Consider the following 13,165-nt stretch of genomic DNA (forward strand, 5'->3'; position numbering starts at 1 on the left):
TCGCTGCGCAACGCTCCTGTGAGGTGCAGCAGTGACTGGTGAGTGCCACCGGCTTTCGTCGAATCATGATTGCCCGAATCAATTACTACAGGGATTGACGGGGCGACCAATTTTCAACCCCGCTCAGGCCACGAGTGGTCCGCGCCACTCCGCCGCGCGATCACGCGCGACTCCGCGGCGCGCATCGTCACCGGGCGTGGTTGATTGCCCGCCTCCTCCTCGCGCCACTCCGCCGCGCGATCACGCGCGACTCCGCGGCGCGCATCGTCACCGGGCGTGGCGGATTGCCCGCCTCCTCCTCGCGCCACTCCGCCGCGCGATCACGCGCGACTCCGCGGCGCGCATCGTCACCGGGCCAAAGTAGCCTGCTCACCGTGGCCCTCTACCGCAAGTATCGACCGGCAACCTTCGCCGAAGTGGTGGGGCAGGAACACGTCACTGAACCGCTGTCGGTGGCCCTGGAAGCGGGCCGGATCAACCACGCGTACCTGTTTTCCGGGCCGCGCGGTTGCGGGAAGACGTCGTCGGCGCGGATCCTGGCCCGCTCGCTGAACTGTGCGCAGGGTCCCACCGCCACGCCCTGCGGTGTCTGCGATTCCTGCCAGGCGCTGGCACCCAACGCCCCGGGGAGCATCGACGTGGTCGAGCTGGACGCGGCCAGCCACGGCGGCGTCGACGACACCCGCGAGCTGCGCGACCGCGCCTTCTACGCGCCTGCTCAGTCGCGCTACCGGGTGTTCATCGTCGACGAAGCCCACATGGTGACCACCGCGGGCTTCAACGCGCTGCTGAAAATCGTCGAAGAACCACCCGAGCACCTCATCTTCATCTTCGCCACCACCGAACCGGAGAAGGTGCTTCCGACGATTCGGTCGCGCACCCACCACTATCCGTTCCGGTTGCTGCCGCCGCGCACCATGCGCGCCCTGATCGCCCGGATCTGCGAACAGGAGCGTGTCGTCGTCGACGACGCGGTGTATCCGCTGGTCATCCGGGCCGGCGGCGGTTCGCCACGGGACACCCTTTCGGTGCTGGATCAGCTGGTAGCCGGTTCCGACGGGGGCCGGGTGACCTACCAGCGGGCGTTGGGGTTGCTGGGGGCCACCGACGTCGCCCTGATCGATGACGCCGTCGACGCGCTGGGCGCCGGCGACGCCGCGGCACTGTTCGGTGCGGTCGAATCGGTGATCGATGCCGGGCACGACCCCCGGCGCTTCGCCACCGATCTGCTGGAGCGGTTCCGCGACCTCATCCTGCTGCAGGCGGTGCCGGACGCTGTGTCCCGCGGCGTGGTGGACGCACCCGAGGACGTGCTGGAACGCATGCGCGAACAGGCCGCACGCATCGGGCCGGCGACCCTCACCCGCTACGCCGAGGTGGTGCAGGCCGGGCTGGGGGAGATGCGCGGCGCGACGGCGCCGCGGTTGCTGTTGGAGGTGGTGTGCGCGCGGCTGCTGCTGCCGTCGGCCTCGGACGCCGAGTCGGCGCTGCTGCAGCGGGTCGAACGCATCGAGACCCGGCTGGCCATCTCGGTACCGGCAGCGGAGGCCGCGACGTCCACCCCGCCTGCGGTTGCCCGCCCCGCGGTGACGCCGGTGCGCCGGTCTGCTGCGCCGCAGGTGGCGCGCCCGGCCGCAGCACCTGACCCCCCGGTTCGGCCGGAACCCGCCCCCCGGCCGGTGGCTCGACCCGAACCCGCGCCCGAGCGCAAACCCGCGCCCGAGCGCAAACCCGAGCCGGCCGCGGCGCCCGGTGAACTCAACGCGACCGCGGTCCGCAGCATGTGGCCCACCGTGCGCGACAAAGTCCGTGAGCGCAGTCGCACCACCGCGGTGATGCTGGCGGGCGCCACCGTCCTTGCCTTGGAGGGCGACACGCTGGTGCTGACGCACGAAGCGGCGCCGCTGGCCAGACGGCTGTCGGAACAGCGCAACGCCGACGTGATCGTCGAGGCACTCAAAGACGCGCTCGGAGTCAACTGGCGGGTGCGCTGCGAAGCCGGCCCACCGGCTGGGGCCGATATCAGCGTCGCTGCGCCGACAGTGGCCGAGCCGGACCCGGCGCCCGACACCTCAGCGCGCGACGACGAGGAGAGCATGCTCGCCGAAGCCGGCCGCGCTGACCCCGCAGAACCACGGCGCGACCCCGAGGAGGTTGCCCTGGAGCTGTTGCAGAACGAGCTGGGTGCCCGCCGCATCGACGGGTAGCGATCACCGCCACCTATATCGTGGTCCTACACAATCGACACGAAGGAGTTGCACCCGATGGGACAGGTAAGGGCAGCCAGCACGATCTTGATCAACGCTGAGCCTGACGCCGTGCTCAGTGCGGTCGCCGATTACGAGAAGGTCCGCCCCACGATCCTGCCCTCGCAATACAGCGAGTACCAGGTGCTGCAGGGCGGCCAGGGCCGCGGCACCGTCGCCAAGTGGCGGCTGCAGGCAACCGAGTCGCGGGTGCGCAACGTCCAGGTCGACGTGGACGTCGCCGGTCACACCGTCATCGAGAAAGACGCCAACTCATCGATGGTCACCAACTGGACGGTCGCACCGGCCGGACCCGGGGCCAGCGTCACCGTCACGACCACCTGGACCGGCGCCGGCGGGATCAAGGGTTTCTTCGAGAAGACATTCGCGCCGCTGGGGCTGAAGAAGATTCAGGCTGAGACGCTGCAGAACCTGAAAGGCGCCATAGAAGGGCGTGACTAGCGGGCCTGGCCCTGGGTGGCCAGAAACCCTGCGACGCCGCGGACCAGCGCGTCGGCGTACTTCTGGCGCCCCTCCGCTGACTCCATCAACGCCGAATCCGCCGGGTTCTTCATGTTTCCCAGTTCGACCAGGATCGACGGATACTGCGCCAGGTTCAATCCGGTCAGGTCCGAACGTCCGTACAGGCCACTTTGGCCGATGTAGGTGGCAGGCGTCAGTCCCGACGCTTGGAGTTGGTCCCGCATCACCCGGGCGAACTGCACCGATGGTCCGGATTGGGCCGCGTTGAGCGGCGGCGACGAATAGTTGACGTGGAATCCGCGCCCGGAGGCGGGTCCGCCGTCCGCGTGCAGGCTGACGACGGCGTTGGGGTGCAGTGCGTTAGCCATGTTGGCGCGTTCGTCGACGCAGGGACCTAACGCGTTGTCATTGCCGCGGGACATGGCGGTCCGCACGCCCAGCGCGTTCAAAGCGGCCCGCAACCGCAGGGCGGTGTCCCACGTAAAGGTGTGTTCGGCATATCCGCTGTTGGTCGACGTGCCACTGGCCTGGCAGTCTTTCGTGCCGCCGCGACCGGTGGGTACCTGACGGCTGATCGACGCGTCATTGGCGCCATTGTGGCCGGGATCGATGAACACGACCATGCCGGCCAGGCTGCCCGGGGCTGCGCCGGCGGCGGGCAGCAACGGCTCGGCGAACGGTGCCACCGCGGCTACCAGCATCCCCAACAACAGGGCCACCCCGACACGAAGGCACATCCGTACGTCCACTGCGCCAAGGTAACGCGGTGCGGACTACGCTGAAGTTTTCGAATCGCCGACACCCGCAGGCGAAACCAACTCGAGACCAAGATGCGAGGGGACTGTCATGCAACCCGGAGGCGATATGTCGCAGCTGCTGGCTCAGGCGCAGCAGATGCAGCAGAAACTGCTCGAGGCTCAGCAACAGCTGGCTAATTCCGAGGTGCATGGTCAAGCCGGTGGCGGGCTGGTCGAGGTCGTCGTCAAAGGCAGCGGTGAGGTCGTCGGCGTCAAGATCGACCCGAAGGTCGTCGACCCCAACGACATCGAGACCCTGCAGGACCTGATCGTCGGGGCGATGGGTGACGCATCCAAGCAAGTCACTCGGATGGCTCAGGAGCGGCTCGGTGCGCTGGCAGGTGGGATGCGTCCGCCCGCACCGCCCGCACCGTCCGCGCCTCCTGCGCCGCCGGGTACGCCGCCCGGTGCGCCGGGTGTGCCGGGCCTGTAGACCGGCCGCATGTTCGAAGGGCCCGTCCAGGATCTGATCGACGAACTCGGCAAGCTGCCGGGCATCGGACCCAAGAGCGCGCAACGCATCGCTTTCCACCTGCTGTCGGTCGAGCCACCGGAGATCGATCGGTTGACCGCCGTGCTGGGCAAGGTTCGGGACGGAGTTCAGTTCTGCGCGGTATGCGGCAACGTGTCCGACGACGAACGGTGCCGGATCTGTGCCGATCCGCGCCGGGACGGTTCGCTGGTGTGCGTCGTGGAGGAGCCCAAGGACATTCAGGCCGTGGAGCGCACCCGGGAGTTTCGCGGCCGCTACCACGTGCTGGGCGGGGCGCTGGACCCGCTGTCCGGCATCGGCCCTGAACAGCTGCGGATCCGGGAGTTACTGACCCGGATCGGCGAGCGGGTGGACGGCGTCGACATCGCCGAGGTGATCATCGCCACCGATCCCAACACCGAGGGCGAGGCCACCGCCACCTACCTGGTGCGGATGCTGCGCGACATCCCTGGCCTCACAGTGACGCGGATCGCCTCAGGCTTGCCGATGGGCGGCGATCTGGAATTCGCCGACGAGCTGACCTTGGGGCGCGCACTCATCGGCCGCCGCGCGATGGTCTAACGCGCCGATAGCCGCTCGCGGCGCAGCAGGTCCACCTCCGGAAGCTGTAGCGGCGACAGCTCGCCTACTACTTTGCTCAGCAGCAGATCGGCGAGTTCGGGATTGCGGGCCAGGCACGGGCCGTGCATGTAGGTCGCGATGACGTTGCCCTGCACCACCCCGTCGAATCCGTCGCCCGCCCGGTTGCCGGCACCCTTGACCACCGCACTCAACGGCCTGGCCAGGGAACCAAGATCTGTTCCGCCCCGGTGGTTCTCAAAGCCGGTGAGGCGTTCGGTCAGACCGGGCAGCAGAGGTTTGGCCACCAGTTCGCCGATGGTCCGCACCTGCTGCGGCGATGTCGTCGCATCCAGCATTCCGACACCGTCGACCCGTTCGCCCGACGACGTCTCATACCAGTGCCCCAGCACCTGCACGGCCGCGCAGATCGCCAGTACAGGGGCGCCGCGGTCGGCCGCCCGCTGCAGGCCGGGGTGGCGGATCAGGTGGCGGGTGGCCAGGCGTTGCGCATAGTCTTCCGCGCCGCCGAGGGTGTAGAGGTCCAATGAATCCGGGACCGGGTCGGCCAGGGTGATCTCGACAATCTCGGCCGGGATATCGCGCAGCAGTAGCCGTTGCCGCAACACCACGGCGTTGCCGCCGTCGCCGTAGGTGCCCATCACGTCGGGCAACACCAGCCCGATCCGCACGCGGGATTCAGCCATTGCGGGCCAGCCTCCGGTTGAGCTGCAGGAAGGCGGTGTAGTTGGCGACTACCTCCACCCGGCCGGGTGGACACGACGCGATGGCTGCCACCGTGTCGTGCACCAGGGTGTGCTTGACGCCCGCGTACCCCAGCCGCACCGCGAGGTCGGTGCCCCGCTCGCCTGCCGCGACAACGGCGGTGTTCTCGAAGTGCTCGAACCGGACGTCCCACAGCCAGGACAGATCCTCCCCGTCCGGCACCTGTCCGTTGACCGCGATCACCACACCGTCGGCGTGCTTGTCGACCATCGACAACGCTTCCTGCCAGCCGGCCGGGTTCTTGGCCAGCAGGATCCGGGCCTCGTGCGCGCCCACCCGCACCGTCCGGTACCGCCCGGCGACCTCGTCGACCCCGGCCACCGCCGCGACCGCGTTGGCGGGGTCGGCGCCCAGCGCGACGGCGGCCGCCACCGCCTGCGCCGCGTTGCCCCTGTTCACCGCGCCGGGCAGGCCCAACTGCATCGGCAACGCCAGCCCGTCGGGCCCGTATAGCGTCTCCTCGTCGAACCACCACTGCGGGCTGGGCCGTTTGAAGTCGGCACCGGTGGAATACCAGTGACCCCGGTCCCGGACGATGACCTCACCGCTGCGCGGGCAACTCACCGAGTCGTTGGCCCACGATCCGCCCGCAGCCACCCAGACCACGTCCGGGCTGTCGTACGCGGCCGACGTCATCAGCACGTCGTCGCAGTTGGCCACGACGACCGCCGTGGGATGGCGGGCCAGCCCGGCGCGCAGGGTGCGTTCGATGACGTTGATCTCGCCGACCCGGTCCAGCTGGTCGCGGGACAGGTTGAGCAGCACGATGGCGGCCGGTTCGACCGCGTCCGACACGTGCGGCACATGCATCTCGTCGACTTCCAGGGCGGCCAACCCGGCCCGACGGTCGGCGGCCAGCGCCGCCACCAGGCCGGCGTCCATGTTGGCGCCTTCGGCGTTGGTGGCCACCGCCCCGAGCGTGCTCAGCGCGGCAGCGGTCATCCGGGTGGTCGTGGACTTGCCGTTGGTGCCGGTCACGATGACGGTGCGCCGACCCACTCCGAGTTGCCGCAGCACCGAGCGGTCCAGCGTCATCGCGACCAGGCCACCGATCATCGCGCCGGCCCCGCGACCGGTGACGCGCGACGCCCACCGCGCACTTGCTCCGGCGGCAAGGGCCAGTCGTGCGCGAGCGGTGATCACCCGGGGAAGTTTAAGGCGATCGCAAGCGCAGCGCTTTTCCGGGCGAAGCGGGTCGCCGTCAGAAACCGAGCCGATCGCGAGCGCGGCGCTTTTCCGGGCGAAGCGGGTCGCCGTCAATCATGTTCAGCGCCGACACGGCGCGCTGCTTTGTCGGCGATGTCGGCCGGGCGTGCCATCCTCGACCCATGAACCGGATGTCCTGGGGCCGGCCCGCCCGAGAGCAGGACGGGGGATGGGCCGTCATCGACGTCGAGACTTCGGGCTTTCGCCCAGGTCAGGCCCGGGTCATCAGTATCGCCGCACTGGGTCTCGATCAGTTCGGGCAGGTCGAGCAGTCAGTGGTCAGCCTGCTCAACCCGGGCGTGGACCCGGGTCCTACGCATGTGCACGGACTGACCCCCGCGATGCTCGAGGACCAGCCGCAATTCGCCGACATCGTCGACGACGTGATCGAGGTGTTGCGCGGCCGCACCCTGGTGGCCCACAACGTCGCGTTCGACTATTCGTTCCTGGCGGCGGAGGCCGAGATGGCCGGGGCCGAACTGCCGATCGACTCAGTCATGTGCACGGTCGAGTTGGCCCGACGCCTGGAACTCGGCGTGCAGAATCTGCGGCTGCAGACGTTGGCCGCGCACTGGGGCGTGACTCAGGAACGCCCGCACGACGCGTTCGACGATGCGATGGTGTTGACCGAAGTGCTCGCCGCTGCCCTGCAGCGGGCGCGGGCCCGCGACATCTGGCTCCCCGTGCGCCCAGTGACCCGGCGCTGCTGGCCGAACGGGCGGGTCACCCATGAGGAGCTGCGACCGCTCAAAGCGCTGGCTGCCCGGATGCCCTGTCCTTATCTGAACCCGGGTCGCTACATCTCGGGCCGGCCACTGGTACAGGGCATGCGGGTGGCGCTGGCGGCCGAGGTCGGCCGCACCCACGAGGAACTGGTCGAGCGGATCCTGCACGCCGGGTTGGCCTACAGCGATGACGTCGACCGCGAGACTTCGCTGGTGGTGTGTAACGACGCCGCACCGGAGCACGGCAAGGGCTATCACGCCAGGCAGTTGGGGGTCCCGGTGGTGCCCGACGCGCTGTTCATGGACAGCGTCGAGTCCGTCGTCGGTGGCCGGAGCATGGAGCACTTCGTCGACGCCACCGCGGACGACGAGCAGTTCGTTCTGTTCTGACGTCGTGCCGAATGTGCCGCAAATCGCGGTTCGACGTTTCGTACCGCAGCCTCCGGGCTATTCAACACATGTAAGAGAGAGACTCGAAACGCTTATCCGGTAAGCGATTTCGACCGGGGACTCACTCTTCAGCTAACAAACCGCAAACCCGGCCCGACCCCCGACCCCCCAGGGCCGGGTTTGCCCTGTGGAACGCAATTCTCAGCGGGAGGCCCGGTTCACCGCTGACATTACCGCCCGTAGCGATGCCGTGGTGATCGACGGGGCGATCCCGACACCCCACACCGTCTTTCCGGCGACCGAAGCCTCGACATACGCCGCGGCCTGCGCGTCGTCACCGGCGCTCATCGCGTGCTCGGAGTAGTCCAGCACCGCCACGTCGAATCCGACGGTCCCCAGCGCGTCGATGAACGCGGCAAGTGGGCCGTTTCCGGCGCCGCTGATCTCGGTCTCCACCCCGTCGATCTTGACCGTGGCCGCAATGGTGGTGGTACCGGTGTCTTCTTCGGACGCGTCCACCCGCTGCTTGACCCTTTCCAGCGGCAGGACCGGGGCGAGGTACTCCTCGGAGAACGCTTCCCACATCTCCTTGGGCGATACTTCACCGCCGTCCCCGTCCGCCATTTTCTGAATGACTTGGGAAAACTCGATCTGCAGCCGGCGTGGCAGGGCCAAGCCGTGGTCGGCCTTCATGATGTAGGCCACGCCGCCCTTGCCGGACTGCGAGTTGACCCGGATCACCGCCTCGTAGGTGCGACCCACGTCCTTGGGGTCGATCGGCAGATACGGCACCTGCCACAACATGTCCTCGACGTCCGAGTTCGCGGCATCGGCATCGACCTTCATCTGGTCCAGCCCCTTGTTGATGGCGTCCTGATGGCTACCCGAGAACGCGGTATAGACCAGGTCGCCACCATAGGGATGGCGTTCGTGGACCGGCAGCTGATTGCAGTACTCCACCGTGCGGCGGATCTCGTCGATGTTGGAGAAGTCGATTTGGGGGTCCACGCCGCGGGAGAACAGATTCAGGCCCAGCGTGACCAGGCACACGTTCCCGGTGCGTTCGCCGTTGCCGAACAGGCATCCCTCGATCCGGTCGGCACCGGCCTGGTAGCCGAGTTCGGCTGCGGCGACGGCGGTTCCGCGGTCATTGTGCGGGTGCAGGCTCAGGATGACGGAGTCGCGACGCGCCAAGTTACGGCTCATCCACTCGATCGAGTCGGCGTAGACGTTGGGTGTGGCCATCTCCACGGTGGCTGGCAGGTTGAAGATGATCGGGTTGTCCGGCGTCGGCTGGATGACAGCACCCACGGCGTCGCACACGTCGCGGGCGTACTCCAGCTCGGTTCCGGTGTAGGACTCCGGCGAATATTCGAAGCGCCACCGGGTTCCCGGGTACTTGGCCGCTTCCTCGACGCACTTGCGCGCGCCGTCGGTCGCGATGGCCTGCACCGCGTCCCGGTCGGCGCGGAACACCACCCGGCGCTGCAGGATCGACGTCGAGTTGTAGAAGTGCACGATCGCCTGCGGCGCGCCGTCGCACGCGAGGAAGGTGCGTTCGATCAATTCGGGACGACACTGGGTCAGCACCTGAATGGTGACGTCGTCCGGGATGGCGCCGTCGTTGATGATCTCGCGGACGAAGTCGAAGTCGGTCTGGCTGGCTGAGGGGAAACCGACCTCGATCTCCTTATAGCCCATCCGGACCAGCAGATCGAACATGCGCCGTTTGCGGGCCGGACTCATCGGGTCGATCAACGCCTGATTTCCGTCGCGCAGGTCGACGGCACACCACAGCGGTGCGTGCTCGATGACGCGGTCGGGCCAGGTGCGGTCGGTCAGCCGGATCGGCTCGACCTCGTCGGCGAACGGGCGGTAGCGGTTGACCGGCATCGATGTGCCGCGTTGCGGGTTCCAGGCGGGCTGACCGGACCGCGGCGGGCCGGCGGGTTTGATGACGGTGCGGGCCGATACGTAGGCATCGGATGAATTGGGATTAGTCACGGTGGGTGCTCCAGGGGGTGTGAATGAGGAACCTCAGACCGGCGCATCGCGAAACACCCGCGACGGGAAGCCGGTCTGGATCAGACCCCGTCGCGGCGTCCGAGAAGGAGCACCCGCTGCACGTGCTGAACTCTACCGCGGTCGGCCCGATCACCAAAACCGCATGGATTCACCTTTGTAGCGGGCTCTTCAGCCAATCCCAGTCCAACCCCACCAGTCCGGCCACCCAGCCGAAACTGCCCAGCAGCCACAATGTCGCAACCGTCACGGCGGCGGTGAGCAATGTCGCGGCGGCCCGTACCGCCGGATGCTGCCGGCCAAGCCACTGCATGACAGCGTCGTAGCGACCACGGACGTACTTCAGCAGCCGCCGGAAAACGTCGAACTCGGTGGCCAGCACGGCCAGCCCCAGGAACACGATCGCCCAGCCCGGTCCCGGATAGGGGATGGCGATGATCCCCACTGTCAGTAGCGCCACGCCTACGACGCCCACCAGGATGCGGTAGCCGAAATCCACCGTGGGCCACTCCCGCAGCCGATCCCGTGCCCGGCCCAATCGGCGCCTGACCGGCTTGTGCTCCTTGCTCACCCCTGCACCGTATCGACTACGCGTCGATGTAAATCGAGATGCGCCGCCGCGTATCCTGTTGTGGACTTAGAGCCGGTTAAGTAATCCCAGACAGGACAATTCAGTGGCGCTCGTCGTGCAGAAGTACGGCGGATCCTCGGTGGCTGACGCCGACCGGATTCGTCGCGTTGCCGAGCGGATCGTGGAGACCAAGAAGCAGGGCAATGACGTCGTCGTAGTGGTGTCCGCGATGGGCGATACCACCGATGACCTGCTCGACCTGGCCCAACAGGTCTGCCCGGTGCCCCCGCCGCGCGAACTCGACATGCTGCTGACCGCGGGTGAGCGCATCTCCAATGCGCTGGTAGCCATGGCGATCGAGTCGTTGGGCGCCCACGCCCGCTCGTTCACCGGTTCGCAGGCCGGTGTCATCACCACCGGCACGCACGGCAACGCCAAAATCATCAACGTCACGCCCGGCCGGTTGCAGGCCGCGCTGGACGAGGGCCGGATCGTCCTGGTGGCCGGCTTCCAGGGTGTCAGCCAGGACACCCGCGACGTCACCACGCTGGGTCGCGGCGGGTCGGACACCACGGCGGTCGCGCTGGCTTCGGCGCTCGGCGCCGACGTCTGCGAGATCTACACCGATGTAGACGGCATTTTCAGCGCCGACCCGCGGATCGTCCCTAATGCCCGCAAGCTCGACACCGTCACCTTCGAGGAGATGCTCGAGATGGCGGCCTGCGGGGCCAAGGTGCTGATGCTGCGGTGCGTCGAATATGCCCGCCGTTACAACCTGCCAGTGCATGTTCGGTCGTCCTACTCGGACCGGCCAGGCACCGTCGTCGTCGGATCGATCAAGGACATCGCCATGGAAGACCCCATCCTGACCGGAGTCGCGCACGACCGCAGCGAGGCCAAGGTAACCATCGTCGGGATCCCCGACATCCCCGGCTATGCGGCCAAAGTGTTCCGAGCCGTCGCCGACGCCGACGTGAACATCGACATGGTGTTGCAGAACGTGTCCAAGGTGGAGGACGGCAAGACCGACATCACCTTCACCTGCGCTCGCGACAGCGGGCCGACCGCGGTGGCCAAGCTGGACTCGCTCAAAGACGAGATCGGCTTCCTGCAACTGCTCTACGACGACCACATCGGCAAAGTGTCGCTGATCGGAGCCGGTATGCGCAGCCACCCCGGCGTGACCGCGACGTTCTGTGAGGCGCTGGCCGCGGTCGGCGTCAACATCGAGCTGATCTCCACCTCTGAGATCAGGATCTCAGTACTGTGCCGCGACACCGAACTGGACAAGGCCGTCGTGGCGTTGCACGAAGCCTTCGGCCTGGGCGGCGAGGAGGAGGCGACGGTGTACGCGGGGACGGGCCGGTAGATGGGCCTGTCGATTGGTGTAGTCGGCGCCACCGGCCAGGTAGGCCAGGTGATGCGCACCCTGCTCGAGGAACGGGATTTCCCGGCCGAATCCGTGCGGTTCTTCGCCTCGGCCCGCTCCCAGGGCCGCAAGCTACCGTTCCGGGGCCAGGAGATCGAGGTCGAGGACGCCGAAACCGCGGACCCGACCGGCCTGGACATCGCGCTGTTCTCCGCCGGGGGAGCCATGTCGAAGGTGCAGGCGCCGCGGTTCGCCGCGGCCGGAGTGACGGTGATCGACAACTCCTCGGCCTGGCGCAAGGACCCCGATGTGCCGCTGGTGGTTTCTGAAGTGAATTTCGAACGGGATGCCGGTAATCGCCCAAAAGGCATCATCGCCAACCCGAACTGCACCACGATGGCCGCGATGCCGGTCCTCAAAGTGCTGCATGACGAGGCGCAGCTGACCCGTTTCGTCGCGTCGTCCTACCAGGCGGTTTCGGGCAGTGGCCTGGCCGGGGTCGAGGAACTTGCCACCCAGGCGCGTGCGGTGATCGACGGCGCCGAGCAGTTGGTGCACGACGGACGTGCGGTCGATTTTCCCCCGCCGAGCAAGTACGTCGCCCCGATCGCGTTCAACGTGGTGCCGCTGGCGGGGTCCCTGGTCGACGACGGCTCCGGGGAGACCGACGAGGACCAGAAGCTGCGTTCGGAGAGCCGCAAGATCCTGGGCATTCCGGACCTGCTGGTCAGCGGCACCTGTGTACGGGTCCCGGTGTTCACCGGGCACTCGCTGTCCATCAACGCCGAGTTCGCCCGGCCACTCTCCCCCGAGCGGGCGCGCGAACTGTTGGACGGCGCGCCGGGGGTCAAACTGGTCGACGTGCCCACCCCGCTGGCCGCCGCCGGTGTTGACGAGTCCCTGGTCGGCCGGATCCGCCACGACCCCGGCGTCCCGGACGGGCGCGGACTGGCGCTGTTCATCTCCGGGGACAATCTGCGCAAGGGCGCCGCGCTGAACACCATTCAGATCGCGGAGCTGCTGGCTGCGCAGTCATAGCTGCTACATAGCTTGCCCATAGCGGTCACTACTGGTTGGCCCGGCATCATCCATTTCATGAGCCAAATTTCTGACATCCCGCCCACTACCACCACCACCGCGGTCGCCCCTGCAGAACGCGTCGAACACCGCACGCCGAAGGTCTTCAAGGCCGCGGCTTGGGTCGCCATCGTCGCCGGCATCGTGTTCATCGTCTCGGTCATCTTCTTCACCGGATTCCGGCTGGGCCTGGCCGCCGGGCACGGCGGCGGCCATCACCGCCACCACAAGCACCACCCGGCGATGTTCCATCGCTCGGGTTACCCCGGGGGCGGGGCCCCGTCAGTTGCCCCCGGCAACGGGCCCGGCGGTCCCGGCCAGGTACCTCCCTCGGTCTCGCCGTCCACCACGGTCGCCCCGACTCCCGGTCGCTGAATCTCGGCATAATCGACGCCCGGCGCTCGTCAGAGCGCCGGGCTTCATCAATTCACGGCAACTTTGT

13 protein-coding genes are annotated in these 13,165 nt (G+C 67.8%); 8 read left to right on the forward strand and 5 right to left on the reverse strand.

Going from position 1 to position 13,165, the window contains the following annotated elements:
* The first annotated feature begins 374 nt into the window (after nt 1–374).
* Together AC5Y6Y_RS16870 and AC5Y6Y_RS16875 are read left to right on the forward strand one after the other, a co-directional pair.
* Nucleotides 375–2,207 (forward strand): DNA polymerase III subunits gamma/tau, encoded by a 1,833-nt coding sequence (locus tag AC5Y6Y_RS16870; RefSeq protein WP_473140329.1) that lies wholly within the window; start codon nt 375–377, stop codon nt 2,205–2,207.
* 57 nt (nt 2,208–2,264) lie between these two features.
* Nucleotides 2,265–2,708: an SRPBCC family protein gene (locus AC5Y6Y_RS16875; protein ID WP_473140328.1), complete on the forward strand. Its 444-nt coding sequence runs from the start codon at nt 2,265–2,267 to the stop codon at nt 2,706–2,708.
* Here AC5Y6Y_RS16875 and AC5Y6Y_RS16880 read toward each other — a convergent pair.
* Nucleotides 2,705–3,466, reverse strand: a complete 762-nt coding sequence (locus tag AC5Y6Y_RS16880) for an Rv3717 family N-acetylmuramoyl-L-alanine amidase (protein ID WP_463826414.1) — start codon at nt 3,464–3,466, stop codon at nt 2,705–2,707. The two genes, AC5Y6Y_RS16875 and AC5Y6Y_RS16880, sit on opposite strands and share 4 nt — an antisense overlap.
* Nucleotides 3,467–3,575: 109 nt before the next feature.
* On the opposite strand from AC5Y6Y_RS16880, the gene AC5Y6Y_RS16885 reads away from it, so the two are divergent.
* Nucleotides 3,576–3,959: a YbaB/EbfC family nucleoid-associated protein gene (locus tag AC5Y6Y_RS16885; protein WP_473140327.1), complete on the forward strand. Its 384-nt coding sequence runs from the start codon at nt 3,576–3,578 to the stop codon at nt 3,957–3,959.
* 9 nt (nt 3,960–3,968) lie between these two features.
* Nucleotides 3,969–4,580: a recombination mediator RecR gene (gene recR, locus AC5Y6Y_RS16890; protein ID WP_463826027.1), complete on the forward strand. Its 612-nt coding sequence runs from the start codon at nt 3,969–3,971 to the stop codon at nt 4,578–4,580.
* Here recR and AC5Y6Y_RS16895 read toward each other — a convergent pair.
* Both AC5Y6Y_RS16895 and AC5Y6Y_RS16900 read right to left on the reverse strand, forming a co-directional pair.
* Nucleotides 4,577–5,284: a type 1 glutamine amidotransferase gene (locus AC5Y6Y_RS16895; RefSeq protein WP_473140326.1), complete on the reverse strand. Its 708-nt coding sequence runs from the start codon at nt 5,282–5,284 to the stop codon at nt 4,577–4,579. The genes recR and AC5Y6Y_RS16895 overlap by 4 nt on opposite strands.
* Nucleotides 5,277–6,506, reverse strand: coding sequence for a Mur ligase family protein (locus tag AC5Y6Y_RS16900; protein WP_473140325.1), 1,230 nt, complete (start codon nt 6,504–6,506; stop codon nt 5,277–5,279). The genes AC5Y6Y_RS16895 and AC5Y6Y_RS16900 overlap by 8 nt, the downstream gene beginning before the upstream one ends.
* A 185-nt stretch (nt 6,507–6,691) precedes the next feature.
* On the opposite strand from AC5Y6Y_RS16900, the gene AC5Y6Y_RS16905 reads away from it, so the two are divergent.
* The gene (locus tag AC5Y6Y_RS16905; protein ID WP_473140324.1) at nt 6,692–7,684 is read left to right on the forward strand and encodes a DEDDh family exonuclease; all 993 of its coding nucleotides are present in this window, start codon (nt 6,692–6,694) and stop codon (nt 7,682–7,684) included.
* Between the two features lie 201 nt (nt 7,685–7,885).
* On the opposite strand, the gene leuA is transcribed toward AC5Y6Y_RS16905, so the two are convergent.
* Both leuA and AC5Y6Y_RS16915 read right to left on the reverse strand, forming a co-directional pair.
* Nucleotides 7,886–9,688, reverse strand: coding sequence for a 2-isopropylmalate synthase (leuA, locus tag AC5Y6Y_RS16910; RefSeq protein ID WP_473140323.1), 1,803 nt, complete (start codon nt 9,686–9,688; stop codon nt 7,886–7,888).
* Nucleotides 9,689–9,857: 169 nt separating this feature from the next.
* On the reverse strand, nt 9,858–10,277 hold the full coding sequence (locus AC5Y6Y_RS16915) for a TIGR02611 family protein (RefSeq protein WP_463826022.1): 420 nt from the start codon (nt 10,275–10,277) through the stop codon (nt 9,858–9,860).
* 103 nt (nt 10,278–10,380) lie between these two features.
* Here AC5Y6Y_RS16915 and AC5Y6Y_RS16920 point away from each other — a divergent pair, with 103 nt between their 5' ends.
* The 3 genes from AC5Y6Y_RS16920 to AC5Y6Y_RS16930 are packed head-to-tail and all read left to right on the forward strand — an operon-like array spanning nt 10,381 to nt 13,098.
* Complete coding sequence (locus tag AC5Y6Y_RS16920; protein WP_463826021.1) at nt 10,381–11,646, forward strand: aspartate kinase; 1,266 nt, start codon at nt 10,381–10,383, stop codon at nt 11,644–11,646.
* The gene (locus tag AC5Y6Y_RS16925; RefSeq protein ID WP_473140322.1) at nt 11,647–12,684 is read left to right on the forward strand and encodes an aspartate-semialdehyde dehydrogenase; all 1,038 of its coding nucleotides are present in this window, start codon (nt 11,647–11,649) and stop codon (nt 12,682–12,684) included.
* A 57-nt stretch (nt 12,685–12,741) separates the two neighbouring features.
* Nucleotides 12,742–13,098, forward strand: a complete 357-nt coding sequence (locus AC5Y6Y_RS16930) for a hypothetical protein (RefSeq protein WP_473140321.1) — start codon at nt 12,742–12,744, stop codon at nt 13,096–13,098.
* Nucleotides 13,099–13,165: the final 67 nt, after the last annotated feature.

Source organism: Mycobacterium sp. NGS24 (assembly GCF_059813065.1).

Excerpts from the sequence above, each read along its gene's own strand:
- recR (WP_463826027.1), top strand. The coding sequence starts at position 3,969 with ATGTTCGAAGGGCCCGTCCAGGATCTGATCGACGAACTCGGCAAGCTG.
- AC5Y6Y_RS16895 (WP_473140326.1), bottom strand. The coding sequence starts at position 5,284 with ATGGCTGAATCCCGCGTGCGGATCGGGCTGGTGTTGCCCGACGTGATG.
- AC5Y6Y_RS16880 (WP_463826414.1), bottom strand. The coding sequence starts at position 3,466 with ATGTGCCTTCGTGTCGGGGTGGCCCTGTTGTTGGGGATGCTGGTAGCC.
- AC5Y6Y_RS16905 (WP_473140324.1), top strand. The coding sequence starts at position 6,692 with ATGAACCGGATGTCCTGGGGCCGGCCCGCCCGAGAGCAGGACGGGGGA.
- AC5Y6Y_RS16930 (WP_473140321.1), top strand. The coding sequence starts at position 12,742 with ATGAGCCAAATTTCTGACATCCCGCCCACTACCACCACCACCGCGGTC.
- AC5Y6Y_RS16885 (WP_473140327.1), top strand. The coding sequence starts at position 3,576 with ATGCAACCCGGAGGCGATATGTCGCAGCTGCTGGCTCAGGCGCAGCAG.
- AC5Y6Y_RS16875 (WP_473140328.1), top strand. The coding sequence starts at position 2,265 with ATGGGACAGGTAAGGGCAGCCAGCACGATCTTGATCAACGCTGAGCCT.
- AC5Y6Y_RS16925 (WP_473140322.1), top strand. The coding sequence starts at position 11,647 with ATGGGCCTGTCGATTGGTGTAGTCGGCGCCACCGGCCAGGTAGGCCAG.